Source organism: Pseudomonas shahriarae, from assembly GCF_014268455.2.
GTDB lineage: Bacteria > Pseudomonadota > Gammaproteobacteria > Pseudomonadales > Pseudomonadaceae > Aquipseudomonas > Aquipseudomonas shahriarae.
Map to the genome: position 1 here is coordinate 5,975,956 of NZ_CP077085.1, position 25,560 is coordinate 6,001,515.

At 60.2% G+C, this 25,560-nt stretch carries 25 protein-coding genes; 13 read left to right on the forward strand and 12 right to left on the reverse strand.

The features are described from left to right. Window positions 1–29 precede the first annotated feature (29 nt). Window positions 30–665: a 5-formyltetrahydrofolate cyclo-ligase gene (locus tag HU773_RS26930; protein ID WP_057960941.1), complete on the forward strand. Its 636-nt coding sequence runs from the start codon at window positions 30–32 to the stop codon at window positions 663–665. A gap of 2 nt (window positions 666–667) precedes the next feature. Here HU773_RS26930 and HU773_RS26935 read toward each other — a convergent pair whose 3' ends face one another. After that, the gene (locus HU773_RS26935) at window positions 668–817 is read right to left on the reverse strand and encodes a hypothetical protein (protein ID WP_143110453.1); all 150 of its coding nucleotides are present in this window, start codon (window positions 815–817) and stop codon (window positions 668–670) included. A 195-nt stretch (window positions 818–1,012) separates the two neighbouring features. Between HU773_RS26935 and HU773_RS26940 the strand changes: the two genes are divergently transcribed. From HU773_RS26940 to HU773_RS26960, 5 genes are all read left to right on the forward strand, one after another. Then, complete coding sequence (locus HU773_RS26940; RefSeq protein ID WP_057960942.1) at window positions 1,013–1,462, forward strand: EVE domain-containing protein; 450 nt, start codon at window positions 1,013–1,015, stop codon at window positions 1,460–1,462. Window positions 1,463–1,548: 86 nt separating this feature from the next. Next, entirely contained in the window at window positions 1,549–2,514 is a 966-nt protein-coding gene (locus HU773_RS26945; protein ID WP_057440447.1) for an HlyD family secretion protein, read from the forward strand. After that, window positions 2,511–5,228: a ribosome-associated ATPase/putative transporter RbbA gene (gene rbbA / locus HU773_RS26950; RefSeq protein ID WP_186624980.1), complete on the forward strand. Its 2,718-nt coding sequence runs from the start codon at window positions 2,511–2,513 to the stop codon at window positions 5,226–5,228. The genes HU773_RS26945 and rbbA overlap by 4 nt, the downstream gene beginning before the upstream one ends. After that, a complete protein-coding gene (locus HU773_RS26955) occupies window positions 5,228–6,346 on the forward strand; it encodes an ABC transporter permease (protein ID WP_057960944.1) in 1,119 nt (372 codons plus the stop codon). The genes rbbA and HU773_RS26955 overlap by 1 nt, the downstream gene beginning before the upstream one ends. A 145-nt stretch (window positions 6,347–6,491) precedes the next feature. Then, the gene (locus HU773_RS26960) at window positions 6,492–6,932 is read left to right on the forward strand and encodes a hypothetical protein (RefSeq protein ID WP_152987978.1); all 441 of its coding nucleotides are present in this window, start codon (window positions 6,492–6,494) and stop codon (window positions 6,930–6,932) included. Between the two features lie 491 nt (window positions 6,933–7,423). On the opposite strand, the gene HU773_RS26965 is transcribed toward HU773_RS26960, so the two are convergent. After that, complete coding sequence (locus HU773_RS26965; protein ID WP_186624981.1) at window positions 7,424–7,831, reverse strand: flagellar basal body-associated protein FliL; 408 nt, start codon at window positions 7,829–7,831, stop codon at window positions 7,424–7,426. Window positions 7,832–7,980: 149 nt separating this feature from the next. Here HU773_RS26965 and HU773_RS26970 point away from each other — a divergent pair, with 149 nt between their 5' ends. Together HU773_RS26970 and glpT are read left to right on the forward strand one after the other, a co-directional pair. Then, window positions 7,981–8,961, forward strand: coding sequence for an NADPH:quinone oxidoreductase family protein (locus tag HU773_RS26970; protein WP_170059878.1), 981 nt, complete (start codon window positions 7,981–7,983; stop codon window positions 8,959–8,961). Window positions 8,962–9,249: 288 nt separating this feature from the next. After that, entirely contained in the window at window positions 9,250–10,587 is a 1,338-nt protein-coding gene (gene glpT, locus HU773_RS26975; RefSeq protein ID WP_057960946.1) for a glycerol-3-phosphate transporter, read from the forward strand. On the opposite strand, the gene HU773_RS26980 is transcribed toward glpT, so the two are convergent. Further along, window positions 10,571–11,236, reverse strand: coding sequence for a gamma-glutamylcyclotransferase (locus HU773_RS26980; protein ID WP_057440451.1), 666 nt, complete (start codon window positions 11,234–11,236; stop codon window positions 10,571–10,573). The two genes, glpT and HU773_RS26980, sit on opposite strands and share 17 nt — an antisense overlap. A 396-nt stretch (window positions 11,237–11,632) precedes the next feature. On the opposite strand from HU773_RS26980, the gene HU773_RS26985 reads away from it, so the two are divergent. Beyond that, window positions 11,633–12,109: a hypothetical protein gene (locus HU773_RS26985; protein ID WP_057960947.1), complete on the forward strand. Its 477-nt coding sequence runs from the start codon at window positions 11,633–11,635 to the stop codon at window positions 12,107–12,109. Between the two features lie 152 nt (window positions 12,110–12,261). Here the strand turns inward: HU773_RS26985 and HU773_RS26990 are convergent, their stop codons facing one another. The 5 genes from HU773_RS26990 to HU773_RS27010 form a co-directional block, all read right to left on the reverse strand. Next, window positions 12,262–13,230 carry a CDP-6-deoxy-delta-3,4-glucoseen reductase gene (locus tag HU773_RS26990; protein WP_057960948.1) on the reverse strand — a complete coding sequence of 323 codons (969 nt, stop codon included), beginning with the start codon at window positions 13,228–13,230 and terminating at the stop codon, window positions 12,262–12,264. After that, window positions 13,230–14,696 (reverse strand): 4-hydroxy-3-polyprenylbenzoate decarboxylase, encoded by a 1,467-nt coding sequence (gene ubiD, locus HU773_RS26995; protein WP_029289556.1) that lies wholly within the window; start codon window positions 14,694–14,696, stop codon window positions 13,230–13,232. Before ubiD ends, HU773_RS26990 begins: the two co-directional genes overlap by 1 nt. A gap of 159 nt (window positions 14,697–14,855) precedes the next feature. Further along, window positions 14,856–16,115, reverse strand: a complete 1,260-nt coding sequence (gene rho, locus HU773_RS27000) for a transcription termination factor Rho (RefSeq protein WP_003176825.1) — start codon at window positions 16,113–16,115, stop codon at window positions 14,856–14,858. 232 nt (window positions 16,116–16,347) lie between these two features. Then, complete coding sequence (trxA, locus tag HU773_RS27005) at window positions 16,348–16,677, reverse strand: thioredoxin TrxA (RefSeq protein ID WP_029289563.1); 330 nt, start codon at window positions 16,675–16,677, stop codon at window positions 16,348–16,350. A 120-nt stretch (window positions 16,678–16,797) separates the two neighbouring features. After that, window positions 16,798–17,499 carry a FadR/GntR family transcriptional regulator gene (locus HU773_RS27010; RefSeq protein ID WP_057440453.1) on the reverse strand — a complete coding sequence of 234 codons (702 nt, stop codon included), beginning with the start codon at window positions 17,497–17,499 and terminating at the stop codon, window positions 16,798–16,800. A 255-nt stretch (window positions 17,500–17,754) separates the two neighbouring features. Between HU773_RS27010 and HU773_RS27015 the strand changes: the two genes are divergently transcribed. The 4 genes from HU773_RS27015 to HU773_RS27030 are packed head-to-tail and all read left to right on the forward strand — an operon-like array spanning window position 17,755 to window position 20,594. Beyond that, on the forward strand, window positions 17,755–18,540 hold the full coding sequence (locus tag HU773_RS27015; RefSeq protein ID WP_186624982.1) for a transporter substrate-binding domain-containing protein: 786 nt from the start codon (window positions 17,755–17,757) through the stop codon (window positions 18,538–18,540). 14 nt (window positions 18,541–18,554) lie between these two features. Next, window positions 18,555–19,223, forward strand: coding sequence for an amino acid ABC transporter permease (locus HU773_RS27020; RefSeq protein WP_186624984.1), 669 nt, complete (start codon window positions 18,555–18,557; stop codon window positions 19,221–19,223). Continuing rightward, window positions 19,220–19,870 (forward strand): amino acid ABC transporter permease, encoded by a 651-nt coding sequence (locus HU773_RS27025; protein WP_186624986.1) that lies wholly within the window; start codon window positions 19,220–19,222, stop codon window positions 19,868–19,870. The genes HU773_RS27020 and HU773_RS27025 overlap by 4 nt, the downstream gene beginning before the upstream one ends. Then, window positions 19,857–20,594 carry an amino acid ABC transporter ATP-binding protein gene (locus HU773_RS27030; protein WP_057440457.1) on the forward strand — a complete coding sequence of 246 codons (738 nt, stop codon included), beginning with the start codon at window positions 19,857–19,859 and terminating at the stop codon, window positions 20,592–20,594. Before HU773_RS27025 ends, HU773_RS27030 begins: the two co-directional genes overlap by 14 nt. Before the next feature lie 4 nt (window positions 20,595–20,598). Here HU773_RS27030 and HU773_RS27035 read toward each other — a convergent pair whose 3' ends face one another. The 4 genes from HU773_RS27035 to HU773_RS27050 all read right to left on the reverse strand — a co-directional run bounded on the left by HU773_RS27035 (window position 20,599) and on the right by HU773_RS27050 (window position 25,145). Continuing rightward, window positions 20,599–21,144 (reverse strand): DUF1120 domain-containing protein, encoded by a 546-nt coding sequence (locus HU773_RS27035; RefSeq protein ID WP_225923824.1) that lies wholly within the window; start codon window positions 21,142–21,144, stop codon window positions 20,599–20,601. Next, on the reverse strand, window positions 21,134–23,653 hold the full coding sequence (locus tag HU773_RS27040) for a fimbria/pilus outer membrane usher protein (RefSeq protein WP_170059883.1): 2,520 nt from the start codon (window positions 23,651–23,653) through the stop codon (window positions 21,134–21,136). The genes HU773_RS27035 and HU773_RS27040 overlap by 11 nt, the downstream gene beginning before the upstream one ends. Before the next feature lie 7 nt (window positions 23,654–23,660). Continuing rightward, complete coding sequence (locus tag HU773_RS27045) at window positions 23,661–24,377, reverse strand: fimbria/pilus chaperone family protein (RefSeq protein WP_186624988.1); 717 nt, start codon at window positions 24,375–24,377, stop codon at window positions 23,661–23,663. 111 nt (window positions 24,378–24,488) lie between these two features. Next, entirely contained in the window at window positions 24,489–25,145 is a 657-nt protein-coding gene (locus HU773_RS27050; protein WP_057440460.1) for a DUF1120 domain-containing protein, read from the reverse strand. Between the last annotated feature and the right edge of the window lie 415 nt (window positions 25,146–25,560).

Here is a 25,560-nt window from a genome sequence, read left to right on the forward strand (position 1 = left end):
GACTGGCATTGTTTTATGAGCCGAACACCATGACCGAACCTGCGCCGCTTTCCCGTCCGCAACTTCGACGCATGTTGCGCAATGCCCGCCGCGCCCTGACGCCGGGCGAGCAGCGCCAGGCAGCTCTTGGCCTGTATCGGCAACTGGCACAGCACCCGCTGTTTCGCCGGGCCAAACATATTGCTTTATACCTACCAACGGATGGCGAAATCGATCCGCGCTTGCTGCTGCGCGCTGCCCAGCGCCGGGGCAAGGCCACCTACCTGCCGGTGCTCAGCGCCTGGCCACGGACCAAGATGGTGTTCCAACGGGTACGTCCCCGGGAAAAACTTGCGCCCAATCGCTTCGGCATTCTTGAGCCACAGGTCAATATCGGGCGCCAGCGCAAGGTCTGGGCACTGGACCTGGTGCTGCTGCCATTGGTGGGTTTCGATGATGCGGGCGGGCGGCTGGGCATGGGCGGCGGCTTTTACGATCGCAGCCTGGCGTACCTGGCGCGCCGCTCGTCGTGGCGCAAGCCGACGCTGCTGGGCCTGGCCCATGAATGTCAGAAAGTCGAACGACTGGCACAGGCCAGCTGGGACGTGCCGTTGAATGGCACCGTTACCGATAAGAAGTGGTATATCGCAGAGGGGACGCCGCTGGAATCAACGGCGCCGAAATAGCATCAACGCTTGAAGGTTTGTGGCTGCTGCTGTGCAAATTCAACCGGGGCTTCGGTCTTGTTCGACCACAGGCTTTGCGCATACCCGGTGGTCACGACGCCCAGACCGAACAAAATAACCAAAATCCATAGTAAATCCGGTTTGCGTTTCATCGATTGCCCCCCTTCAGGCCTATCACACACGATGACAGCAACGTTCCAAAGTAGTCCGTTCCAGCTGCGTCAAGCTTAAAATCCCGGCATTCTGCGGTAACGTGAACCAACACGCAAACCTTGACGTCAACCGACCGTCGGTTTGTCATGAAATTGACAGACAACCTGCCCAATTCCCTGCAAAGGAGCAAAACCATGGCCTATTGGCTGATGAAGTCCGAGCCCGATGAGCTGTCCATCAAGGGCCTGGAGAAACTCGGCGAGGCGCGCTGGGATGGCGTGCGCAATTACCAGGCACGCAACTTCCTGCGGGCCATGGCCGTGGGTGACGCGTTCTTCTTTTACCACTCCAGTTGCCCCGAACCGGGGATTGCCGGTGTAGGGAAAATCATTGAGGCGGCTTATCCGGACCCGACAGCGCTGGAAGCTGACAGCCATTACTTCGATGCCAAGGCCACCCCGGAAAAAAATCCATGGAGCGCCATTACAGTGGCGCATGTCGAGACCTTCCCCAACGTTCTCGGGCTGGGCTACCTCAAGCAACAGACGGCCCTGGCCGAACTGCCGCTGGTGCAAAAAGGCAGTCGTTTGTCGGTGATGCCGGTGACGGCCCAGCAATGGGCGGCGGTAATGGCCTTGCGTTAACGCCTAACGGTATTCATTTGACCGGTATCAACGGCTATCGGTTACGATCCCGGCAAACTAGGACGCTAACACCGCAGGATGCACCCATGTCGACGTCACATCGCAGTTCGCACTTCTTTGCCTTTCTCCTGATTCTATTGCTGGTGGCCGCCGGTGGCTTCGGCTACTGGAAGTCCACCCTGGACCGCCTGCCGGAAGGTTTGAACATGGGCAATGGCCGGCTGGAATCCACCGAAGTGCAGATCGCCACCAAGATCCCCGGCCGCCTGGCTGAAGTGCGGGTCGATGAAGGCGACAAAGTGCTCAAGGGCCAACTGCTGGCGCGTATCGACACCCGCACCCTCGAAGCCCAGCGTTCCCAGGCCGAGGCCGAAGTGCTGCGCGCCAAGGAGAACTTCGCCGCCGCCGAAGCCAACGTGCAATTGCGCCAGAGCGAAAACCTGCTGGCCAGCCAGGAACTCAAGCGCACCCAGGAGCTGTACCGCCGCGGCTTCGCCAGCGCACAGCTGATCGACCAGCAACAGGCACGGCAGAACACCGGCAATGCGGCGGTGACGGCAGCCCAGGCCCAGGTCAATGCGGTCAAGGCCGCCATCGGTGCGGCCCAGGCCCAGGTGGCACAACTGACCAGCGAGATCGAAGACAGCAGCCTGCGCGCGCCCATCGACGGCATCATCCAGTTGCGCCTGGCCGAACCTGGCGAAGTGCTCGGTGCCGGCGGGCGCGTGTTGCTGCTGATAGATCCGAATGACCAGTACATGAACCTCTACCTGCCCGCCTCCGTCACCGGTCGCCTGACCGTGGGCAGTGAAGCGCGGATCGTGCTCGATGCCCTGCCGGATCAACCCCTGCCGGCGAAAATCAGCTTTGTCGCCGCCAAGTCGCAGTTCACCCCCAAAGAAGTGGAAACCCGCGACGAGCGCCAGAAACTGGTGTTCCGCGTCAAACTGCGCCTGACTCAACCGAGCGCCGTGCCCCAGGCCAAGCCCGGCATGCCCGGCGCCGGCTATGTGCGCACCGCCGACCTGGACTGGCCGGCCAACCTGCAATGACCGGGCTGGCGCTGCACGCCACGGGCATCAACCACCGCTACGGCAAGCAACAGGCGCTGATCGACATCGCCTTCAGCCTGCCGGCCGGTACCCGCTGCGGGTTGATCGGCCCGGATGGCGCGGGCAAGTCGAGCCTGTTGGGCTTGATCGCCGGGGTGAAAAAACTGCAGGACGGTGACTTGCAGGTGCTGGGCGGCTCCATCGAAGACCGCCGCCACCGCAACAGCCTGTACCCGCTGATCGCGTTTATGCCCCAGGGCCTGGGCGGCAACCTGTACCCCGAGCTGTCCATCAGCGAGAACATCCGTTTTTTCGCCACCCTGTTTGGCCTGTCCAAAGCCGATTGCGAGCAGCGCATGCACAACCTGCTGCTGGCCACCGACCTGGCACGCTTCGCCGACCGGCCGGCGGGCAAACTGTCGGGCGGGATGAAGCAAAAACTGGGGCTGTGCTGCGCGCTGATCCACGACCCGGACTTGCTGATCCTCGATGAACCCACCACCGGCGTCGACCCTTTGTCACGCCGGCGCTTCTGGGAACTGGTAGAAACCGTACGCAGCGAACGCCCGCAACTGACGCTGCTGGTGGCCACGGCCTACATGGAAGAAGCCGAGCAGTTCGAGCACTGCCTGATGCTCGACCGCGGCAAGCTGATCGCCGATGGCCTGAGCCGCGAACTGGCGGCGGTCACGCCCAGCGGCAAGCTGGATGAGGCCTTCACCCATTTCCAGGGCGACAGCGCGCACAACAACCAGCCGCTGGTGATCCCTCCTCGGGCAAACGACAACACCGACATCGCCATCGAAGCCCACGACCTGACCCTGCGCTTTGGCGACTTTACGGCAGTCAACAAGGTCAGCTTCGCCATTGGCCGTGGCGAGATCTTCGGCTTTCTCGGCTCCAACGGCTGCGGCAAGACCACCACCATGAAAGTCCTCACCGGGCTGATGCCGGCCAGTGAAGGCAGCGCCACACTGCTGGGCAACCCGGTAAATGCCAAGGACCTGGCAACCCGCAAGCGCGTGGGCTTTATGTCCCAGAGCTTCTCGCTGTACGGCGAGCTCAGCGTGCGCCAGAACCTGGTGCTGCACGCACAGTTGTTCGACCTGCCCAAGGCCGACAGCGGCCCGCGCATCGAAGAATTGATCCAGCGTTTTGACCTGGGCAGTGTCGCCGAACAACCCTCCGGCGAGCTGCCCCTGGGTTTGCGCCAGCGCCTGTCCCTGGCCGTGGCGGTGTTGCATCGCCCGGAAGTGCTGATCCTCGACGAACCCACGTCCGGTGTGGACCCCGCCGCGCGCGACGATTTCTGGCGTTTGCTGGTGGAGTTGTCCCGCGAGCAAGGGGTGACGATTTTTCTCTCCACCCACTTTATGAACGAAGCCCAGCGCTGCGACCGCATCTCGTTGATGCACGCCGGCAAGGTGCTGGCCTGCGACACCCCGGACGCCCTGCAGCAACACTTCCACGGCGAGACCCTGGAAGCCGCATTTGTCACCTGTCTGGAACAAGCCCAGGAAGCCCCAGAAGCCGCCGCGCCCAGCGCAACCGTCAGCACTCCGACCACGCCGCCAGTCAGCAAGCGCGGCTTCAGCCTGGCCCGCCTGCTGGCAGTGGCCAGTCGCGAAGGCAAGGAGTTGTTGCGCGACAAAGTGCGCATGGCCTTTGCCCTGCTCGGGGCGATTTTCATGATGGTGATCTTCGGCTACGGCATTTCCCTTGACGTGGAGAAGCTCGCCTTCGCCGTGTATGACCAGGACCAGACGCCACAAAGCCGCGCCTATCTGGAGGCCTTTCGCAGTTCGCGCTACTTCGCCGAACAACCGTCGATCAGCGATTCGGCCGAGCTGCACCGGCGCCTGCAACGCTCGGAAATCAAACTCGCCTTGGAGATTCCTCCCGGATTTGGCCGCGACCTGTACGCCGGGCGCCAACCGGCAGTGGCCGCCTGGCTGGATGGCGGCATGCCGTTTCGCGCCGAGACCAGCCGCAACTATGTCGAAGCGGTACACCAGGCCAATCTGCAGCAGTTGGCGGAACTCAACAGCTCCCCGCGAGCCCAGCCCGCCGCCGCCAGACTGGAGACGCGCTTTCGCTATAACCAGGACGTGGTCAGCGTAAATGCCATCGGCCCCGGCGTGATGGCACTGATCCTGGCGTTTATCCCGGCCATGCTCACCGCCCTGGGCATCGTGCGCGAGAAGGAGCTGGGGTCGATCACTAACTTCTACGCCACACCGCTGACCCGCCTGGAGTTTCTCCTCGGCAAGCAGGCGCCGTATCTGGTTATCAGCCTGATCAACCTGGCGCTGCTGGTGGCGATGAACCGCTGGCTGTTCGGCGTGCCGTTCAAGGGCAGTGGCGTGACCCTGGCGTTTGGCGGCCTGCTGTATGTGCTGGCCACCACCAGCATGGGCCTGCTGATTTCTGCGTTCACCCGCACCCAGATCGCAGCGATTCTCGGCACCATGATCATCACCAGCCTACCGACCATCCAGTTCTCCGGGCTGATCGTGCCGCGCTCGTCCCTGGAAGGGGCGGCCGCGCTGATGGGCATGCTGTTTCCCGCCGGCTACTTCCTGGATGTCGCCGTCGGCACCTTTACCAAAGCCCTGGACCTGCGCCAGCTGTGGCCACAGTGCCTGGCGCTGTTCGGGTTTTTCCTGGGGTTCACCGGGCTGAGCCTGGTGATGCTCAAGAAGCAGGAGGCCTGATGCATAAGTTCGCCCATATCCTGCGCCTGGGAATCAAAGAGCTCACCAGCTTGCGCCACGACAGCGTGTTGCTGCTGTTTCTGTTCTACGCCTTCACCGTCGCCATTTATATGCCAGCGGCCGGTTCAGTGATTGGCGTGCATAACGCCAGCGTGGCCTTTGTCGATGAAGACCATGGCCAATTGTCACGCCAACTGGCCGAAGCCCTGCAACCACCAGAATTCCAGCCCGCCGTGCCACTGGCCTACGACCAGTTGGATAAGGTCATGGACAGCGGCCAGTACACTTTCGTGATCAACGTGCCGGCCAATTTCCAGGCCGACCTCCTGGCCGGCCGCCAGCCGAGCGTTCAGGTCAATGTGGATGCCACGGCGATGAGCCAGGCCTTTATGGGCGCGGGCTATATCGGGCGGATCTTCCAGCGTGAATTGCTGACCTACAGCGGCCAGGCGGACACCAGCCAGCGCGCACCGGCGACCCTCACCACCCGGGCATTGTTCAACACCAACCTGGAAGGCGGCTGGTTCCTGGCGGTGATCCAGATCGTCAACAACATCACCATCCTCGCCATCGTCCTGACCGGCACCGCGCTACTGCGCGAACGCGAACATGGCACCCTCGACCATTTGCTGGTGCTGCCGCTGACCGCCCTGGAAATCATGCTGGCAAAAATCTGGAGCAACATGCTGGTGGTGGTGCTGTGTACCTGGCTGTCACTGGAAGTGGTGGTCAAGGGCATGCTCGGCGTGCCGCTGGCCGGCTCATTGAGTCTGTTCCTGCTGGTAACCGCGCTGTATCTGTTTGCCAGCACTGCCCTGGGCATCTTCCTCGCTACCCTCGCCCGCTCGACGCCGCAGTTTGGCTTGCTGGCGATCCCGGTGATTATTCCGATGCTGCTGTTGTCAGGCGGCAGTACGCCGCTGGACAGCATGCCCGAATGGTTGCAATGGGTGATGCAGGGCTCGCCATCCACACATTTTGTGAGTTTGAGTGCGGCGATTCTGTTTCGCGATGCGGGGGTGAGCGTGGTGTGGCCGGATTTGCTAGCGCTGGCGGGGATTGGCTTGTTGTTTTTTGCGGTGGCGTTGGCGCGGTTCAGGAAGAGTCTGGCCTCTTAAACTTTCACTTATAAAAATCACTGAGCTTATTAAAAAACAAAATGAAAAACTGTCAATTCTGACAGTAGCCGGCGTTTATCTCTCGTTATTAACTATAACAATCGACCGCAAATTCATTGCATCGAGACTCTCGGGAGAGCAAAAAATGAGCGACATATCAGACTCGGACAAGAAGGGCTCCAGCGACGAAGCCCCCTCAGAAACAATAGAGATTAAGGTCGACCGAAATAACCCAACCAGCGTAACAACAGTGAGAGGGGAATATTCATTACATGGATACAAAGGAGCCATCGAGGTTGAAGCCACTTGGAGTAATGGCATTTACATCATACATGCGCTCCGCTATATGTTTGAGCGAGGTGCGGTGACGGGAAAAAACCCGCGTTTCGAGATTCACTCTGTTACCTTCGGCGGCCCGATACTAGCAGTCCACCCTCCACAAGATGGCCAATGGCGCGTTTGGGGGTCGTCAACAAAATACACAACATCTAACACAGTAGACACATTCGAGTTCTACTTTGTCTTCGACGCGCCCCCCGACGGGGTATGGCGAACGGATAGAAAAAGAGTGAAAATCTATATATAAGCCCTATTATAACCAGCAACTTAGTTGCTGGTTTTCCAAACTCATTGAACTCCCGCCCATCCGGACTTGTCTCCACGATCCAGTATAAATTTAGTGGACTCAACCAAAGCAGAAATCCGATATTTGAAGTTATATGCCCCAGTGGGGTGGTACTGGCAAGAGTACCTATAAAGGGCGGTAATTGGCACAGCTGGATATCCTCCGAGGATACCCATATTTCAAAAGGAACAACTTATCGTTTTACTTTTATATTCGATAATCCTGGATCAGGCGGAGGCCCCACAATTTCCGTCTCCAAAGCATAACGTTTGCGATAGAAAAACCTCCACAATAGAAACCAACCGACCCTCTGAATCTTTATCATCATCGTGCAGAGGCGTTACCCCTCCTGAGGTTGGCGCCAAAGTTCGGGTTGCTGACGGTGACGGTCTGGTGAGCGTCGATAGCTTCAAGGCCCCATCGCCAACAAGCCGACGCCCACAGGATGGGCGTTACTGGATAATCAGATTGTTAAACAACAAATCCTCAACCACCGGCTTGCCCGTCTCGTCATTCATCACTTGTTGCGTCTGCTTCAACGCTTCCTGACGCAACTTTTCCTTACCCTCGACACTGCCCATGCTCTCGACAGTCTGCTGGGTAAACAACGCCACCAGCTGGTTGCGGATCAACGGCTCATTGGCCTTGATCGCCGCCGCCGCTTCGGGGCCGGTCACACGCAGGGCCACATCCGCTTTGTACACCCGCAGTTTCGGACCGCCATCCAGGGCGTAGTTGCCCACAAAAGGCGGCGTCAGGCTGTAGTAGCTGACCTTCGGCGCTTCGCCTTCCTTGGCTTCTTCGGCATGGGCTGCCATCGGCAACATCAGGGCCAGCATCAACAGGATCCACGCTTTCACAGTTCATTCCTCACATTCGGTTGCCAGTAGCATAACGCTAGCAAGGCAGAGCACAAGCTTATGGCGACTTATCAGGCCGGGGCATGCTCGTTGACCCGTGACCTTACCCACCTACACTTATCGGCCAATACGCCAAAAGGAATAGTCCGATGAAAGCCGTGCTGTGCAAAGCCTTCGGCCCTGCCGAAACCCTGGTGTTGGAAGACGTCGAAAGCCCGGCGATCAAGAAGAACGAGATCCTGCTGGACGTCCATGCCGCCGGGGTGAATTTCCCGGACACGCTGATCATCGAGGGCAAGTACCAGTTCAAACCGCCCTTCCCGTTCTCGCCGGGCGGCGAAGCGGCTGGGGTGGTCAGCGAAGTCGGGGAAAAGGTCAGCCACCTGAAGGTCGGCGACCGGGTCATGGCGCTGACCGGCTGGGGCAGCTTTGCCGAGCAGGTCGCGGTACCGGGCTATAACGTGCTGCCGATTCCGCCGAGCATGGATTTCAACACCGCTGCCGCCTTCAGCATGACCTACGGCACCTCGATGCACGCCCTCAAGCAGCGTGGCCACCTGGCCGCTGGCGAGACCCTGCTGGTACTGGGCGCGTCCGGTGGCGTGGGCCTGGCTGCCGTGGAGATCGGCAAGGCCATGGGTGCCCGGGTGATTGCCGCCGCCAGCAGTGCCGACAAGCTGGCCGTGGCCAAGGCGGCGGGCGCCGATGAATTGATCAACTACAGCGAAAGCAACCTCAAGGATGAGATCAAGCGCCTGACCGATGGCAACGGTGCCGATGTGATCTATGACCCGGTAGGGGGCGACCTGTTTGACCAGGCCATCCGCGCCATTGCCTGGAACGGCCGTCTGTTGGTGGTGGGGTTTGCCAGCGGGCGTATCCCCGAGCTGCCGGTGAACCTGGCGCTGCTCAAGGGCGCAGCGGTGGTCGGGGTGTTCTGGGGCTCGTTTGCCCAGCGCCAGCCGCAGGATAACGCGGCGAATTTCCAGCAGCTGTTTGGTTGGTATGCCGAGGGGAAGTTGAAGCCGCTGGTGTCGCAGGTGTATCCGCTGGACAACGCGGCGCAGGCGATCAATGACCTGGGGCAGCGCAAGGCAGTGGGCAAGGTGGTCGTGCAGGTCCGCCAGTGATTTGAAATGCAATTAGTGTAGGAGCTGGCTTGCCTGCGATGGCGGTGGGTCAGCTACGTCTTTGGTAACTGGTCCACCGCCATCGCAGGCAAGCCAGCTCCTACATTTGATCTCAAGTGCCGTGAGGAATCTGATCACGCCCTATACTTATCTATTCGCGACATGTTCGTAAAAGAACATGCAATTACTCCCGTTTCCTGTGTTTGCAGATAAGAGGCGATGCTATTTTCGGTAACGAAACTGTAACATTCGCATCCGCAGTCAAAACAAGAAATTTGGAGCTCTTGAATGTTTGCTTTCTTTCGTCCTGCCCCCCACCAGGCACCCCTGCCTGAAGAAAAGATCGACAGTACCTACCGACGACTGCGCTGGCAGATCTTCGCCGGTATTTTCGTTGGCTACGCGGGTTACTACCTGCTGCGCAAAAACTTCTCCCTGGCCATGCCGTACCTGATCGACGAGGGTTATACCCGTGGTCAACTGGGCCTGGCCATGTCGGCAATCGCCATTGCCTACGGCCTGTCCAAGTTCCTCATGGGCCTGGTGTCCGACCGCTCCAACCCGCGCTACTTCCTGCCGTTTGGCTTGCTGGTATCGGCCGGGGTGATGTTCATTTTCGGTTTCGCGCCTTGGGCAACCTCCAGCGTGACCATGATGTTCATTCTGCTGTTCATCAACGGCTGGGCCCAGGGCATGGGCTGGCCGCCAAGTGGGCGGACCATGGTGCACTGGTGGTCGCAGAAAGAACGCGGCGGCGTGGTGTCGGTGTGGAACGTGGCGCATAACGTCGGCGGCGGTCTGATCGGCCCGCTGTTCCTGCTGGGCATGGCCTGGTTCAACGACTGGCACGCAGCGTTCTACGTCCCGGCCACCGTGGCCTTGGCAGTGGCGGCGTTTGCCTTCATCACCATGCGCGACACCCCGCAATCGGTGGGCCTGCCGCCGATCGAGAAGTACAAGAACGACTACCCGGAAGGCTACGACGCCAGCCACGAAGACGAATTCAGCGCCAAGGAAATCTTCGTCAAATACGTGCTGCGCAACAAAATGCTGTGGTACATCGCCTTCGCCAACGTGTTCGTCTACCTGCTGCGCTACGGCGTGCTGGACTGGGCACCGACCTACCTCAAGGAAGCCAAGCACTTCACCGTCGACAAGTCGTCCTGGGCGTACTTCTTCTACGAGTGGGCAGGGATCCCCGGCACGCTGCTGTGCGGCTGGATGTCGGACAAGATCTTCCGTGGCAACCGTGGCCTGACCGGCATTGTGTTCATGGCTCTGGTGACCGTGGCGACCCTGGTGTACTGGCTCAACCCGCCAGGCAACCCGATGGTCGACATGATCGCGCTGTTCTCCATTGGCTTTTTGATCTACGGCCCGGTGATGCTGATCGGCCTGCAGGCCCTGGAACTGGCGCCGAAGAAAGCCGCAGGTACAGCCGCAGGTTTTACCGGCCTGTTCGGTTACCTGGGTGGATCGGTGGCAGCCAGTGCAGCCATGGGCTACACCGTGGACCACTTCGGCTGGGACGGCGGCTTTGTGCTGCTGATCGGCGCGTGCCTGCTGGCCATCGCGTTCCTGATCCCAACCCTGTGGCACACCAATAGCGTCAGCTCGGCACGTTAATCGCCGCGATGCCTTTGGCACATCGCTTGAGCCGCGCCTCCAGATTCTTGTCTGGCATGGCGTGGCTACGCAGGGCGTTGACGGTCTGCTCGACATAATCGCGAGTGGTGCCGTAACGCCCGCAAGCGCTGGCAAACACCTGGTTCAGCACGCTGTCGGGCAAGTTACCGGCATAGCTGGGCAGGTGTCGCTCCAGCACAAAACCCAATGCCTGCACCTGATTGCCGTCTTCAAGCCGGCAACTGAGCCAGTGTGGCCGATAGGATGGGTAAGGCATCTCGCGCTGCCACAAGGCATAGAGCGAGGCCTCCAGTTGATCTTCCGGCAGGCGGTAAGCAAAGCCGCTGCACGAGCCGCCGCGATCCAGGCCAAACACCAGCCCCGGTAACTCCGGCGTACCCCGGTGCTCGTGGGACCACAGGTACAGGCCTCGATGATAGCCATGGACCCGGGCGCGCAGGCGCTGGGTTGCCGAACACTCAGGGCGCCAGATCAGCGAGCCATAGGCAAACAGCCAGACCGGCCCACCCTTGTGCAGACCCATGGTGGCCTGCATCGAGCTCATCAATTGTTCGTGAGTGAGTTGCGGCCCCAGATCAAGCCGCGGCGGGTAAGCCAATTGCAGAAGTTCGGATTCGAGAACGGTCATGGCAGATCGCTTAGGTCTCCTGTGTACTACCAGTTATAGGCGACTTTACCGTAATAGAACGCGCCGCTGTAACCGTAAGGCGAAAAAGTACTATGGGCCAGGTTGCCGCCACTGCTGGCGGTTGATCACCCCGGCCACCGCGTCAGACCCGTAGCGGGCCGACGCACCCTCGCGCAGCACTTCAATATGTCGACCGCTCCCCATACCGCTCCCCTTGCAATCAATACCTTTTAAAAATATGAAAAAGCATAAGCAATAGGCCCCATTCGTCAGGTTCGCCGCGCAAAACCGCGCTATTTTCAGCGCCCGTTCAGCCTTTATGCCCGACGGGACCTCAAAATAGCGTCACGTCACGACCCACTTAGCCGCGCATTCACCGACTATCGAGGTCGCACCATGAAAAACCGACTTTCCGGCCTGCTGCTCCTGGCGCTGGCCACCACCGCCCTGGCCGCCGAAGCGCCGGCCAACGACGACAAAGGCTTCTGGTACGCCCAGACCAGCGTCTACACCCGGCACTTTGCGCCGGACCCCGAGCACAATAACCATCAAGACCTGATCGGCCTGGAGCGCAATGACGCTGCGGGGTGGGTGTATGGCGGTGCGACCTTTCGCAACTCGTTTCGCCAACGCTCGTACTACGCCTACGCCGGCAAGCGCTTCGACATGGCCGACTATCCGGTGTATCTGAAACTGACCGGCGGGGCGATCCAGGGCTATCGCGGCAAGTACCGCGACAAGATCCCGCTGAACCGCTACGGCGTGGCACCGGTGATCATTCCGTCGGTGGGTGCGCACTACGGGCCGGTGGCGGCGGAGTTTGTGTTGCTGGGGTTCAATGCGGCGATGGTGACCACGGGCGTGCGGTTCTGACGCCGCACACCTGAGTAGACACAGTTCAATGTGGGAGCGGGCTTGCCCGCGATGGCGGTGTATCAGTGCCAGATTTGTTGGCTGACACTCCGCTATCGCGGGCAAGCCCGCTCCCACAGTTTGATCGGCTTACGAGAATGTTTTCGTAGCGGTCAGGAGCGAGGGGCGTAGGCAAATACGTCAGCGCGCATCTGGTGCGCATCCATCCCGGCATTCACCAGCGCGTCCAGCGTGCCGTAAATCATCGCCGGCGATCCGCTGGCATACACATGCACGGCCTTGAGGTCGGTTATGTCTTCGCACACCGCCTCGTGCAACAAGCCACAGCGCCCTTCCCAACCACACAGGTCGCTGACCACTTTGTGCAGGAACAGATTGGGCAATTGCTGCCACTGTTCCCAATGTTCGACCTGATAGAAATCCTCAGGACGACGCACGCCCCAGTACAGGTGCACCGGATACTTGAACCCCGTGGCCCGGCAATGTTCGATCAGGCTGTGCATCTGCGCCATGCCGGTGCCGGCCGCGATCAGTACCAGCGGGCCGTCGGGTAGCTCGGCCAGGTGGGTATCGCCAAACGGCAGCTCGACCCGCGCCATCTGGTTACGCTGCAACTGCTCGATCAGGCTGCGGGCGCTGTCTTCGCGTACCAGCACATGCAATTCCAGCTCGCGCCCGGCGTGGGGCGCCGAGGCCAGGGAAAACGCCGACTTCTCGCCGTTTTCGCGCTCAATCATCAGGTACTGGCCAGCGTGGTAACGCACCGCTTTGCCGGCCGGGGCCCGCAGGCGCACGCGCCACACATCGCCACCCAGCTCCACGCACTCGCTCAACTGGCAGGCCAGCGTGCGCACCGGCAACTCCCCCGGCGCCAGCACGCCATCCCACAGCACGATGCAATCCTCCAGCGGCTCGGCGATGCAGGTGTAGAACTCGCCATGGTCACGCACCTCGCCGGCCTGTTGCACCCGGCCCTCGACCAACAGCGCCGCGCACACATGGCACACACCGTTACGGCACGCCTGCGGGCAGTCGTAGCCCAGGCGCCGCGCACCTTCAAGAATCCGCTCGCCCGGCTGCAAGTCGAGGACCGCGCCGGAAGGTTGCAGGGTTACACGCATCAATCTATTCCCAATTCTTTCCACATCGCATCGACACGCGCCGTCACGGCTTCATCCTTGACGATCACCCGGCCCCACTCACGGGTGGTTTCACCCGGCCATTTATGGGTGGCATCCAGGCCCATCTTCGAACCCAGGCCCGACACCGGCGAGGCGAAGTCGAGATAGTCGATGGGTGTGTTATCAATCATCACCGTATCGCGCTTGGGGTCCATGCGCGTGGTAATCGCCCAGATCACGTCGTTCCAGTCCCGGGCGTTGATGTCGTCGTCGGTGACAATAACGAACTTGGTGTACATGAACTGTCGCAAAAACGACCACACACCGAGCATCACGCGCTTGGCATGGCCCGGATACGACTTCTTCATGGTCACGATGGCCATGCGGTACGAGCAGCCCTCGGGCGGCAGGTAGAAGTCGGTGATTTCCGGGAACTGCTTCTGCAGGATCGGTACGAATACCTCGTTCAGCGCCACGCCGAGAATCGCCGGCTCATCCGGCGGCCGGCCGGTGTAGGTGCTGTGGTAGATCGGTTTGACCCGGTGGGTGATGCGCTCGACGGTGAACACCGGGAAGCTGTCGACTTCATTGTAGTAGCCGGTGTGATCGCCGTAAGGGCCTTCATCGGCCATCTCGCCCGGATGAATCACGCCTTCGAGGATGATTTCGGCGGTGGCCGGCACTTGCAGGTCGTTGCCACGGCATTTCACCAGTTCGGTGCGATTGCCGCGCAACAGGCCGGCGAAAGCGTATTCGGACAGGCTGTCGGGCACCGGCGTCACAGCGCCGAGGATGGTGGCCGGGTCGGCCCCCAGGGCCACGGAAACCGGGAACGGCTGGCCGGGGTGCTTCTCGCACCACTCACGGAAGTCGAGGGCGCCGCCACGGTGGCTCAGCCAGCGCATGATCACCTTGTTGCGGCCAATCACTTGCTGACGGTAGATCCCCAGGTTCTGGCGGTCCTTGTTCGGGCCTTTGGTGACGGTCAGGCCCCAGGTGATCAGCGGGCCGACGTCGCCGGGCCAGCAGGTCTGCACCGGGAGCATCGCCAGGTCGACATCATCGCCTTCAATGACCACTTCCTGGCAGACCGCGTCCTTGACCACCTTGGGCGCCATGGCAATGATCTTGCGGAAGATCGGCAGCTTCGACCACGCGTCCTTCAGGCCTTTGGGCGGCTCGGGCTCCTTGAGGAAGGCCAGCAGCTTGCCGATCTCGCGCAGTTCGCTGACCGACTCGGCCCCCATGCCGAACGCCACCCGGTCGGGCGTGCCGAACAGGTTGCCCAGCACGGGGATATCAAAGCCTGTGGGGTTTTCGAACAGCAGCGCCGGCCCCTTGTTACGCAGGGTGCGGTCGCAAATCTCAGTCATTTCCAGGACCGGGGAAACCGGCACCTGAATACGTTTCAACTCTCCGCGCTGCTCAAGTTGCTGCACGAAATCCCGAAGATCCTTGAATTTCATTAACCATGCCACCCGTAAAATAGGCGTACATCGTACCTGCTCTGAGGGCGGCTGGCAGCCCTATCGACGGCGCAATTGCCCACCAGCTGTGGTTAAAGATTTCAGGCAAAAAAAATGGCGCCCCTGGGGGCGCCATTCTTTCGGACCTGAAACGTCGTATTACTTACGTTTCATCGACAGGAAGAACTCGTCGTTGGTCTTGGTGGTTTTCAGCTTGTCGATCAGGAACTCGATGGCTGCCACTTCGTCCATCGGGTGCAGCAGCTTGCGCAGGATCCACATGCGCTGCAGTTCGTCGTCGGCGGTCAGCAACTCTTCGCGGCGGGTGCCGGAGCGGTTGATGTTGATGGCCGGGAACACACGCTTTTCAGCGATGCGACGGTCCAAAGGCAGTTCCATGTTGCCGGTACCCTTGAACTCTTCGTAGATCACTTCGTCCATCTTCGAGCCGGTTTCAACCAGCGCGGTGGCGATAATGGTCAGCGAGCCGCCTTCTTCGATGTTACGCGCGGCGCCGAAGAAACGTTTCGGCTTCTCCAGGGCGTGGGCATCGACACCACCGGTCAATACCTTGCCGGAGCTCGGGATCACGGTGTTGTAGGCACGGGCCAGACGGGTGATGGAGTCGAGCAGGATCACCACGTCCTTCTTGTGTTCGACCAGGCGCTTGGCCTTCTCGATCACCATTTCGGCAACCTGCACGTGGCGGGTTGGCGGTTCATCGAACGTCGAGGCAACCACTTCGCCGCGCACGGTGCGCTGCATTTCGGTGACTTCTTCCGGACGCTCATCGATCAGCAGCACGATCAGGTGAACTTCAGGATTGTTACGCGCGATGTTCGCTGCAATGTTCTGCAGCATGATGGTCTTACCGGCTTTCGGCGGTGCGACGATCAGGCCACGCTGGCCTTTGCCGATCGGAGCGCACAGGTCGATCACACGACCGGTCAGGTCTTCGGTGGAACCGTTACCGGCTTCCATCTTCATGCGCACGGTCGGGAACAGCGGCGTCAGGTTCTCGAAGAGAATCTTGTTCTTCGCGTTCTCAGGACGATCGAAGTTGATCGTGTCGACCTTGAGCAGGGCGAAATAACGCTCACCTTCCTTTGGAGGGCGGATCTTGCCAACGATGGTGTCACCGGTGCGCAAGTTGAAGCGACGGATCTGGCTCGGCGAGACGTAGATATCGTCTGGGCCGGCGAGATAGGACGCGTCTGCAGAGCGAAGGAAGCCGAAGCCGTCCTGGAGAATCTCCAGCACGCCATCACCGGAGATTTCCTCGCCGCTTTTCGCGTGCTTTTTCAGCAGGGAGAAAATCACGTCCTGCTTGCGCGAACGGGCCATATTTTCTATGCCCATTTCTTCGGCCAGTTGGAGCAGGTCGGTAATCGGCTTTTGCTTGAGTTCAGTCAGATTCATATAGGAATGACGTAATCATTTATAGAGGGGGGGAATTAAGCTTTTGGCTTAATGAGGCCGCGCCGCAGAGAAGGCGACAGGATCGCGTACTAATCGAAAGGAATGCGTCGGCGACGGCTTGCAGGGGGCAGTGGAGAAACCAGTGCGGGGCCGAATGTACCACCTGAATTTCAGAGCGTCTAGCCCTGCTTTACGAAAAAGCCCCGCAATTTGCGGGGCTTTTTGACGACGCTTAGATGTTGGCGTCGAGGAATGCAGCCAGTTGCGACTTGGACAGTGCGCCGACCTTGGTCGCTTCGACGTTGCCGTTCTTGAACAGCATCAGCGTCGGGATACCACGCACGCCATGCTTGGCCGGGGTTTCCTGGTTCTCGTCGATGTTCAGCTTGGCAATGGTCAGTTTGCCTTCGTAGGTGGTTGCGATGTCGTCCAGGACCGGAGCGATCATTTTGCAAGGACCGCACCACTCAGCCCAGTAGTCAACCAGCACCGGGCCCTGGGCCTGCAGTACTTCGGCCTCAAAGGTCGCGTCGGTGACGTGCTTGATAAGATCGTTGCTCATGGATGTCTCCGGGTTGTAAGCAAAAAAAACGTTGCCCATCATAGCCGCCCTTCCTGCGTTCAGGAAGCCGCTGCTGATTGACTCTTGCTATGGAGCGTCATCATTTTGGATATGGCGGGTTCAAGAGGCCGTCGGAGTCACAAAGGCTATTCCCGTGCGCAACGCAGCGTTACGCACGTGTTCCTGCATAGCTTTGTGCGCCGCCGCGCTGCTGCGCCGGGCCAGGGCCCGGAGGATCTTGCGATGCTCCTGCCAGGTTTCCATCGCCCGTTCCGGTCGGATGAACGGTAGCTTCTGACTTTCCAGAAACACCTCGGCACTGGCGCTGAGGATGCTCATCATCGCCTGATTGCCACTGGCCAACAGGATGCGCTGGTGGAACGCGAAGTCCAGCCGCGCAGCGGCCTCGAAATCCCCGGCCTTGAGTTCCCGGCGCATGGCCTGGACATTGTCTTCGAGCCCATCCAGTTCCTCGGTGGTCAGGGTCATGGCCGCCAGCCCCGCCGCAAAGCCCTCCAGCGCATAACGCAATTGGAAGATATCCAGGGGGCTGGCCTGCGCTGTAAAGGGCCAGGCCACCCCGCTCATGTCGGCCGTCGGTGGCGCTTGCACAAACACGCCTTTGCCCGGCTGCACGCTGACCAGCCCCAGCGCACTGAGCGAAGACAAGGCCTCGCGCAACGAGGCCCGACTGACCCCCAACTGCAATGCCAGGTCGCGCTGGGAAGGCAGTGCATCACCTGGCCCGAAGCCCCGTTGCTTGATCAGTTTGCGGATGGCTTGCAAAGCCGCTTCCGGTACGGCTTGGGCGATGGAATTCATAAAAAACTCAAGATTTCGGTCAACAGTGAGGCTAGTTGTAAATCTATTCTCGCTGGCCGGCAAGCCACGCCCCAAAGGGGCTCGCCGGGTTTTGCGGGCGCTCGAAAAGGGTGCGCAATCGCTTCTGACTGTTCAGACCAGTAAGACCGCTGTACACCTGTAAAACCCTGCCTTGCAGGCGCTTTGGCGCGGCATGGCATGGGCTGTGCACTGGCAAGACTCAGAAAATCCCTTCGCCCTTTTCGGAGAGTTGCCATGACCAAGCGTTGCAGCGCCCTGCTCACTGCCTTGTTTGCCAGCCTGATGCTCAGCCAGACGCCAGCCCAGGCCAATGGCCTGGACGATATCGTCGCCCGTGGCACCCTCAAGGTCGCAGTGCCCCAGGACTTCCCGCCCTTCGGCTCGGTCGGCCCCGATATGAAGCCGCGCGGCCTGGACATCGACACCGCAAAACTGCTGGCCGAGCAGCTCAAGGTCAAACTGGAACTGACCCCGGTCAACAGCACCAACCGCATCCCGTTCCTGACCACCGGCAAAGTGGACCTGGTGATTTCCAGCCTGGGCAAGAACCCGGATCGCGAGAAGGTCATCGACTTCTCCAAGGCCTACGCGCCGTTCTATCTCGCCGTGTTCGGCCCGCCTGACGCGGCGATTGCGACCCTGGACGATCTCAAGGGCAAGACCATCAGCGTGACCCGCGGTGCCATCGAAGATATCGAGTTGAGCGCTGTCGCCCCCAAGGAAGCCACGATCAAGCGCTTCGAGGATAACAACTCGACCATCGCCGCCTACCTCGCCGGCCAGGTAGACCTGATCGCCAGTGGCAACGTGGTGATGGTGGCGATCAGCGAGCGCAACCCCAAGCGGGTGCCGGCGTTGAAAGTCAAACTCAAGGATTCGCCGGTGTATATCGGCGTGAACAAAAACGAGCCGGCACTGCTGGAGAAGGTCAACCAGATCCTGGTCGCCGCCAAGGCTGACGGCAGCCTGCAAAAGAACGCGATGCAGTGGCTCAAAGAACCATTGCCTGCCGATCTCTGAAGCGGAGCTGATTGATGGCCTATCAATTCGACTTTGTGCCGGTGCTGGCCAATACCGACCTGTTGTTGCGCGGCGCGCTGTTCACCCTGGAGCTGACAGCCATCGGCGCCCTCCTCGGCGTGGCCCTGGGCATCGTCGGCGCCGTAGTGCGGGCATGGAAAATCCAGCCGTTCTGCTGGCTCTTCGGGGTGTATGTCGAGTTGATTCGCAACACGCCGTTTCTGGTGCAGTTGTTCTTTATCTTCTTCGGCCTGCCTTCACTGGGAGTACAGATTTCCGAATGGCAGGCCGCAGTACTGGCGATGGTGATCAACCTGGGGGCCTATTCCACGGAGATCATCCGCGCCGGGATCCAGGCGATCCCTCGTGGGCAGCTGGAGGCCGCGGCAGCGCTGGCGATGACCCGCTTTGAAGCGTTCCGCCATGTGGTGCTGCTGCCGGCGCTGGGCAAGGTCTGGCCGGCCCTGAGCAGCCAGATCATCATCGTGATGCTTGGCTCGGCGGTGTGCTCGCAGATCGCCACTGAAGAGTTGAGTTTTGCCGCCAACTTTATTCAATCGCGCAATTTCCGCGCCTTTGAAACCTATGCCCTGACCACGCTGGTGTACCTGTGCATGGCGTTGATGATCCGCCAGTTGCTCAATTGGATCGGTCACCGCTATGTGATGAGGAACAGCCGATGAGTGATTTTTCGTTCTGGGACATCGTGCGCAACCTGCTGACCGGCCTGCAATGGACCCTGCTGCTGTCGCTGGTGGCGTTTGTCGGCGGCGGGCTGATTGGCCTGCTGGTGATGACCCTGCGCATCAGCAAAAAGGCGCTACCGCGCAATATTGCCCGGACCTATATCGAACTGTTCCAGGGCACACCGCTGCTGATGCAACTGTTCCTGGTGTTTTTCGGCATCGCCTTGCTGGGGATTGATATCTCGCCGTGGCTGGCCGCCGCGATTGCCCTGACCCTGTTTACCAGTGCCTACCTGGCCGATATCTGGCGCGGCTGTGTCGACTCCATCGCCCACGGGCAGTGGGAAGCCTCCGCCAGCCTGGCCCTCAACCCTTATGAGCAACTGCGCTACGTGATATTGCCCCAGGCCCTGCGAATTGCCGTGGCGCCGACGGTGGGGTTCTCGGTGCAGGTGGTCAAGGGCACAGCGGTGACCTCGATCATCGGCTTCACCGAACTGACCAAGACCGGCGGCATGCTCGCCAATGCCACCTTCGAGCCCTTCATGGTCTACGGCCTGGTGGCGCTCGGTTACTTCCTGCTCTGCTACCCCTTGTCCCTCAGTGCCCGCTACCTGGAAAGGAGACTGCATGCCTCTGCTTAGAATATCCGCGCTGCATAAGTATTACGGCGATCACCATGTGCTCAAGGGCATCGACTTGAGTATCGAGGAAGGCCAGGTGGTAGCAATCATCGGCCGCAGCGGCTCGGGAAAATCCACGCTGCTGCGCACCCTCAACGGCCTGGAGTCGATCAACGACGGGGTGATTGAGGTCGACGGCGAATACCTCGACGCGGCCCGCGCCGACCTGCGCAGCCTGCGGCAAAAAGTCGGCATGGTGTTCCAGCAATTCAACCTGTTCCCCCATTTGACCGTGGGTGAAAACGTCATGCTCGCGCCCCAGGTCGTGCAAAAAGTCGCCAAGGCCAAGGCTGCGGAGCTGGCCCGGCAGATGCTGGAGCGGGTCGGCCTGGGGGAAAAGTTCGATGCATTCCCCGATCGCCTGTCTGGCGGCCAGCAGCAACGGGTGGCGATCGCCCGCGCGCTGGCGATGTCGCCCAAGGTGTTGCTGTGCGATGAAATCACCTCGGCGCTGGACCCTGAACTGGTCAATGAAGTCCTCAGCGTGGTGCGCCAACTGGCCAAGGACGGCATGACCCTGATCATGGTCACCCATGAAATGCGCTTTGCCCGTGAGGTCGGCGACAAGCTGGTGTTCATGCATCAGGGCAAGGTGCATGAAGTCGGCGACCCGAACGTCCTGTTTGCCCAACCGCGCACGCCCGAATTGGCTAACTTTATAGGCTCGGTGGAACAACCAGGCTGAGGCTTCAGGCGCCGGGTACCCATTCGAAACTGCCCTGCCCCTCGAAGGCCGTTTCGTCACGCACTGCCAGCCCGACCGCTGGCACAAAGGTCTCGATGTTCACCAGCGCTGTAAATCGGCGCCCGTGTATCGGGGCGCCGCCTGCCCGTGCGACCAGCGTCTGGCCGGGCAACAACTGTCCGCTTGGCGGCTCTCCCGACACCCGCAACTCCACCGCCTGCCCATCCACCTGAGGATGCTGCAGGCTCAGGGTGAAATAGCCTTGGCGGCCGAACCGAAAACCTTTCGACCCGGCAGACACCCCCGTGAAACGCAGGGCCATGGGTGCCGACTCGGCACAGGCGATGTTCAGTTGCAGCGTGCGTTTCCCCAGGGCCAACTGGTCTCCCGCCCGCTCCGCGCTGCGGATCAAACCGTAGTCGACCCGGGGCTGGCTCAAGGACATACGGCATTCACCCGCCAGCGCTTCCTCCGGCATCAGCCCCGCCCACAGCAGCACGCTGCACAGAGCGAGGCCAGGCCCAAAGCGGTTCAGGGATTCACTGCGCACGGCAGACTGCCGAACCTGTTTCGTAGAGTTTGTCGTCATCGGTTTCTGGCTCAGGGTTGAGTTGCAATACACAGGAGGTTGAATCCGGCAGGGAGACGCTCAGGGTTTGCGACTCGTCCAGATTGTTCAGGAACACCATGCCCTCACCCACCACGCTGGTCAGGAAGGCATTGCCCGGGCCGAATACCGAGGCCCCTTGAGGCAAGGGGCGCCCTTGCTCGTCACGCACTTCCAGCAGCAGGCGGCGCACTTTCACCACCTCGAAATCAACGGTATTGAAGGATCCACGACCCGCCGTGAGTGCCTTGGTGCCGTTTTTCAGGTCGACACGCTTGGGCAGGGAGCGGGTCTGCACCTCAACGTTACTGTTGAGGTAGGCCGGCAAACCGGCGATCACCGCCTGCCCGCGATAATCGGTCCAGACCGGGCCCTGGGGGGTCGCGACCTTGACCGCGCCAACATCGCCCACCGAGACGATGCCAAAGGTGTCCTGGACGGCGTAGGGCGAGAACGTCACACCGCGTTCATGGGCCACCACGCCGCCCTGCAATTGCCCGGTGTAGCTGGTACTGAAAGAGTCGCGACGCATGCCCAAGCCAACCTGGGTGTAACGCGGTATGGCATTTACCCGGCCTTGAACCGACTGATCACCACTCGTCTGCTCCCGGGCAACACCCACCTCATAATTCACATAGTCGTTCACCCGATCACTGAACGCGCTGCCGAACTCCACCTCGCCCCCGCGCCGGCTGGCATAGGAAGTGACACGACGTTCGCCGCCAAATGGCATGGTGACTTGCAATCGCAGCGACAGCCCTGTCTCGAGAGCATCATTGCGCTCGTGGCGGCGGATATTCCGCTCCTTGCGCGGTCGAGCCCCACCCACCCGGGAGTCGGCGATCAACGACACCTGGGTGCCACTGAAGTCTCGGTTCCAGGAGGCAAAGACATGTTCAGCCGATTGCCCGTCAAATTGCGCACTGTGCGAGTAGCTGATGGAGAAGCCACCCAGCAGCGGGTCAGCCCAGCTCAGGCCCAGGGTGTATTGGTTCTTGAAGCGCGCGTCCAGGTCGTCGCGGGCGCTCGACAGCCCGGCCTCCGTGACTTCGCGATACCCCCGCGTCTGGCGTGTAGCGCTGAGGTTGGCCTCAAGGCTGGCAGACAGCGGGCTACTCAATGAAATGGAGCTGCGAGCGCCGTTGACATTGCCTGAACCATCGCGAGACAGGTTGTGACGCCCGCCCACTGCCAGCCGCTGGAAAAAAACGCTGCTCCATGTTCCGCCCGCGGCCTGGTACTCGTCAGTGCTCAATAGGCCAAAACCCAGCGAAGAACTGCGCCCAAGGCCCCAGGTACCACTGGCCATCGCCACCACCGGGGGCTCCCGCTCGTCCAGCGTTGCGCCCCGCACCTTGCCCATGGAAAAGAAGTAGCCCGGCACCACCGGCACACTCGCGCCAAAGGACGCCGCAGGTACCCTGAAGCTGTGCCCACCGCCACGGGTGCCAATCACGTTCACCTCCAGGTCGCTGGTGCCATTGAGCAACGGCAGGTCAGTCAGGGAGAAAGGGCCTTCCGGTACCAGGGTGGTATGGATCAACACCCCTGACTGGCGCACCTCCACCCTGGACGGGCTGCGAGCCAGCCCTTCGACCACCACCGCGCTGCCGCCGGCCGCGCGCGACTGCCCATCGGGGAACAGTTGCAGGCCGGAGAGCTGCAGCCCGCCGAACACCGGGTTGTTGCTGGAGATCTGCCCCACCTGAAAGGTCGAGCGCAGGCCCGCGAAATCGCGCTGGGCGTAGGCGTTCACATGCTCGCTGCTGGCCTTGCCATTATCGGAGATATAAAACTGGCGACTGCGCACAATCCAGTTGCCCAGGTTGAACCCCGCCTCGGTATAGGCGGAGACGGAGCGGGAAGAGCCACTGTTGAAACGATCCTCAAAACCCTGCACGTCGTAGTTGAACAAGGCCGCCATGCCACCCTGGGAAGCATTGCCCCCGCCCCATTCAAACTCGCGCATCGACTGGGTGGGCACCACCAGGGAGACTTCATCGCTGCCAGGGCTCAGCCGCACAAGGGTCGCCGGGTACTCACCGACAAAATCATGGCACGCCTGATCGCGCGCGATGCCCTGGCGAGTGACCATCGCCGGGACGCGCAGCCCGGCCTTTTCCAGCAGGCCGGGGGTGAAACACAGCTGCCCTTCATAGTCGAAACGCGCTTCCACCAAGCCCAGTGGGTTGCCGTTGACCCGCAACCCGACCACATGGACGCCCTCGCGAAAGCGCGCCGCACTGCGAAAATAATGGGCAACCTTCGGGTCAATACCGTTCGCAGAGAGTACGGCAAGATCAAACCCCTCTCCCAGCTCCAAGGCATGGGCAGGCCCGCTGCACAGTGAGGCCAGCCCGATGACAATGCCCGAGCCATACGCCAGGGAGCCCGGGGCCCGGAAGAACGATGCGGACTGATTGAAACAACCGGCTTTGTCGACAGTTCTCATAGCTCGATCAACCCGCCTCGACAACAACGGGAGCCTGGTAGACGGAGGTCGAATAGCCGTAGACCGTCGCCGGTTGAATCTCGACGGCATTGACCCCTGCGACATTGCCCTCGACCGTGGTCCAAAGCGTTTCGCCAGGCAGCACATAGGTGCGCGACAATATTGCCGGGCGCTTGGCCGGCAGCAGCTGCACCTGTAAGCCCAAGCGGACAACGTAGGCACTGTCGTTCTGCACGGCCAGGCGATTGCCTTGCAGGGTCCACTTGAGCAACTTCCAGGGCTCTTCAAGCCGCGGCAAACCCTGGGGGTGCAGGATCAGCGGCAGGTCCTGGCGAATGGTGATACCAATGGTCGCACGCCCTTCGGCCCTGGCCTGGGGAATCCCTTCAAAAGTGACCCGCTTCAAGCGTTGAGTCTTGAGTGGTTCCTTGAGTGTTGCGATAAAGCGCACTAGTTGTGTTTCGCCAGGTTCCACGCGCGCAATCGGCGGCGTAACAATCAATAATGGTTCCGGGTCTTCAGCAAGATTTTGAATGACCGAATGTAATAAAGCCGGACCGGCATCGGTATTCTTGACATTAATAGTCGCCTCGCCATTTTCTTCATAAAGAATTACAACAGATGTTTCAGGCTCCATACCGTCAGCCAGTACGTTGCCATGTAGTAGCAGAGAAAGACTTACGCCCCCTAGCAGGGCAGCAACTGTATTGAAAAGAAAACTCATCAAGTTCTACCCACACACAATTTAAGAGACCGTCAATACACCCAGAACTGTAAGCAGCCCGCACGCAGTCGCAACAGCTAGTTACGACTGCAGTGCGGATTTACTACCTGTTTAGATACGAGTAACGACTAAGGTGGCAAGGCCGTTCAAAGGAACATCCTTGCTCAGGTCCAGGGCGCTGCCCCGGTTGATGACGGCCTTGACGTTGATCGTGCCGCTGACAACGTTGACCAGTGCTGGAACCGGGCTGGTGGTGCGGCTCCAGGAGTGCTGGTACGGGAACTTGTCGACCCGGCCATCGGCGCTATACATCCAGGCTGCGACGGAACTGGTCCTTTTGAGCGGTAGCAGGCTGGCACCGGCGCTGGACAGGTTCGAAAGCCTGACCGAATAGCCACCGGTACGCCGGCCATCCACCGCACCCAGGCCAAAGTTCTGGGATTCGGCGAAGCCGGTTCCCAGGATACCCGCAACGGTGCTGGCCGCCTGCGTGTCAGATACCGACAGCGCCATCTGCGTAGCCGCGGTGCCGCAGTTCACGGACAGCGGCAGGGTTTTCTCCTGCAAGGGGTTGAAAGCATTTGGCAAGATAGAAGCTGCACTGATCTGACCATAATCAATGACGCCGCTGCTGATACTGACCGTGCAGGGCGCTGGCTTGATAGTGCCAATGACCCTCAAGTTCCCCGAACCACTTGTATCGGCGTGTGCAACCACGCTTGCGGCCAAACAGACAACACCCATTACCAAACCAGATATTTTTTTCATGCTGAACCTGTCACTAGAAGTTATCAGGTGCCTTTATTCCTACCCGGGCAATTGCATTGCCCAACATCCCGCCATCCGTGACAAATGAGCTGTAAATAAATAACACCAAGGCAGAATTGCCGAGTGACAGTCTCTCCCGCATGCACCCCACTAAAGAATAAGACAATACCCTGATTACTGTCAGAACAATAAAAAACAATCGTCGCCTTAACCCAACTCAAGAGTAGTACCAAACAAATAACCAATGGGTATAACTGATCTTAAGATGTAGGTTAAATCAAGAGAAGTTTCCAAATTTTGAAATTCTACTGTTTCCCATAGATCCTACGGAATAATTACAAGGAACCAATGGAGCCCCCCTACATTCCCTACAAACCTGCGTCCCGAACCTCCGTAGGAGAACTCCTCTGCGCAC

What these genes read in the sequence shown, in the direction of transcription:
- HU773_RS26970 (WP_170059878.1), top strand. Translation starts at nt 7,981, where the DNA reads ATGAAAGCCGTGCTGTGCAAAGCCTTCGGCCCTGCCGAAACCCTGGTG.
- HU773_RS26990 (WP_057960948.1), bottom strand. Translation starts at nt 13,230, where the DNA reads ATGCGTGTAACCCTGCAACCTTCCGGCGCGGTCCTCGACTTGCAGCCG.
- HU773_RS27015 (WP_186624982.1), top strand. Translation starts at nt 17,755, where the DNA reads ATGACCAAGCGTTGCAGCGCCCTGCTCACTGCCTTGTTTGCCAGCCTG.
- HU773_RS27045 (WP_186624988.1), bottom strand. Translation starts at nt 24,377, where the DNA reads ATGAGTTTTCTTTTCAATACAGTTGCTGCCCTGCTAGGGGGCGTAAGT.
- HU773_RS26955 (WP_057960944.1), top strand. Translation starts at nt 5,228, where the DNA reads ATGCATAAGTTCGCCCATATCCTGCGCCTGGGAATCAAAGAGCTCACC.
- rho (WP_003176825.1), bottom strand. Translation starts at nt 16,115, where the DNA reads ATGAATCTGACTGAACTCAAGCAAAAGCCGATTACCGACCTGCTCCAA.
- trxA (WP_029289563.1), bottom strand. Translation starts at nt 16,677, where the DNA reads ATGAGCAACGATCTTATCAAGCACGTCACCGACGCGACCTTTGAGGCC.
- HU773_RS27050 (WP_057440460.1), bottom strand. Translation starts at nt 25,145, where the DNA reads ATGAAAAAAATATCTGGTTTGGTAATGGGTGTTGTCTGTTTGGCCGCA.
- HU773_RS26960 (WP_152987978.1), top strand. Translation starts at nt 6,492, where the DNA reads ATGAGCGACATATCAGACTCGGACAAGAAGGGCTCCAGCGACGAAGCC.
- HU773_RS27020 (WP_186624984.1), top strand. Translation starts at nt 18,555, where the DNA reads ATGGCCTATCAATTCGACTTTGTGCCGGTGCTGGCCAATACCGACCTG.
- glpT (WP_057960946.1), top strand. Translation starts at nt 9,250, where the DNA reads ATGTTTGCTTTCTTTCGTCCTGCCCCCCACCAGGCACCCCTGCCTGAA.
- HU773_RS26940 (WP_057960942.1), top strand. Translation starts at nt 1,013, where the DNA reads ATGGCCTATTGGCTGATGAAGTCCGAGCCCGATGAGCTGTCCATCAAG.
- HU773_RS26945 (WP_057440447.1), top strand. Translation starts at nt 1,549, where the DNA reads ATGTCGACGTCACATCGCAGTTCGCACTTCTTTGCCTTTCTCCTGATT.
- HU773_RS26930 (WP_057960941.1), top strand. Translation starts at nt 30, where the DNA reads ATGACCGAACCTGCGCCGCTTTCCCGTCCGCAACTTCGACGCATGTTG.
- HU773_RS27030 (WP_057440457.1), top strand. Translation starts at nt 19,857, where the DNA reads ATGCCTCTGCTTAGAATATCCGCGCTGCATAAGTATTACGGCGATCAC.
- HU773_RS26980 (WP_057440451.1), bottom strand. Translation starts at nt 11,236, where the DNA reads ATGACCGTTCTCGAATCCGAACTTCTGCAATTGGCTTACCCGCCGCGG.
- rbbA (WP_186624980.1), top strand. Translation starts at nt 2,511, where the DNA reads ATGACCGGGCTGGCGCTGCACGCCACGGGCATCAACCACCGCTACGGC.
- HU773_RS27040 (WP_170059883.1), bottom strand. Translation starts at nt 23,653, where the DNA reads ATGAGAACTGTCGACAAAGCCGGTTGTTTCAATCAGTCCGCATCGTTC.
- HU773_RS26935 (WP_143110453.1), bottom strand. Translation starts at nt 817, where the DNA reads ATGAAACGCAAACCGGATTTACTATGGATTTTGGTTATTTTGTTCGGT.
- ubiD (WP_029289556.1), bottom strand. Translation starts at nt 14,696, where the DNA reads ATGAAATTCAAGGATCTTCGGGATTTCGTGCAGCAACTTGAGCAGCGC.
- HU773_RS27010 (WP_057440453.1), bottom strand. Translation starts at nt 17,499, where the DNA reads ATGAATTCCATCGCCCAAGCCGTACCGGAAGCGGCTTTGCAAGCCATC.
- HU773_RS26985 (WP_057960947.1), top strand. Translation starts at nt 11,633, where the DNA reads ATGAAAAACCGACTTTCCGGCCTGCTGCTCCTGGCGCTGGCCACCACC.
- HU773_RS27025 (WP_186624986.1), top strand. Translation starts at nt 19,220, where the DNA reads ATGAGTGATTTTTCGTTCTGGGACATCGTGCGCAACCTGCTGACCGGC.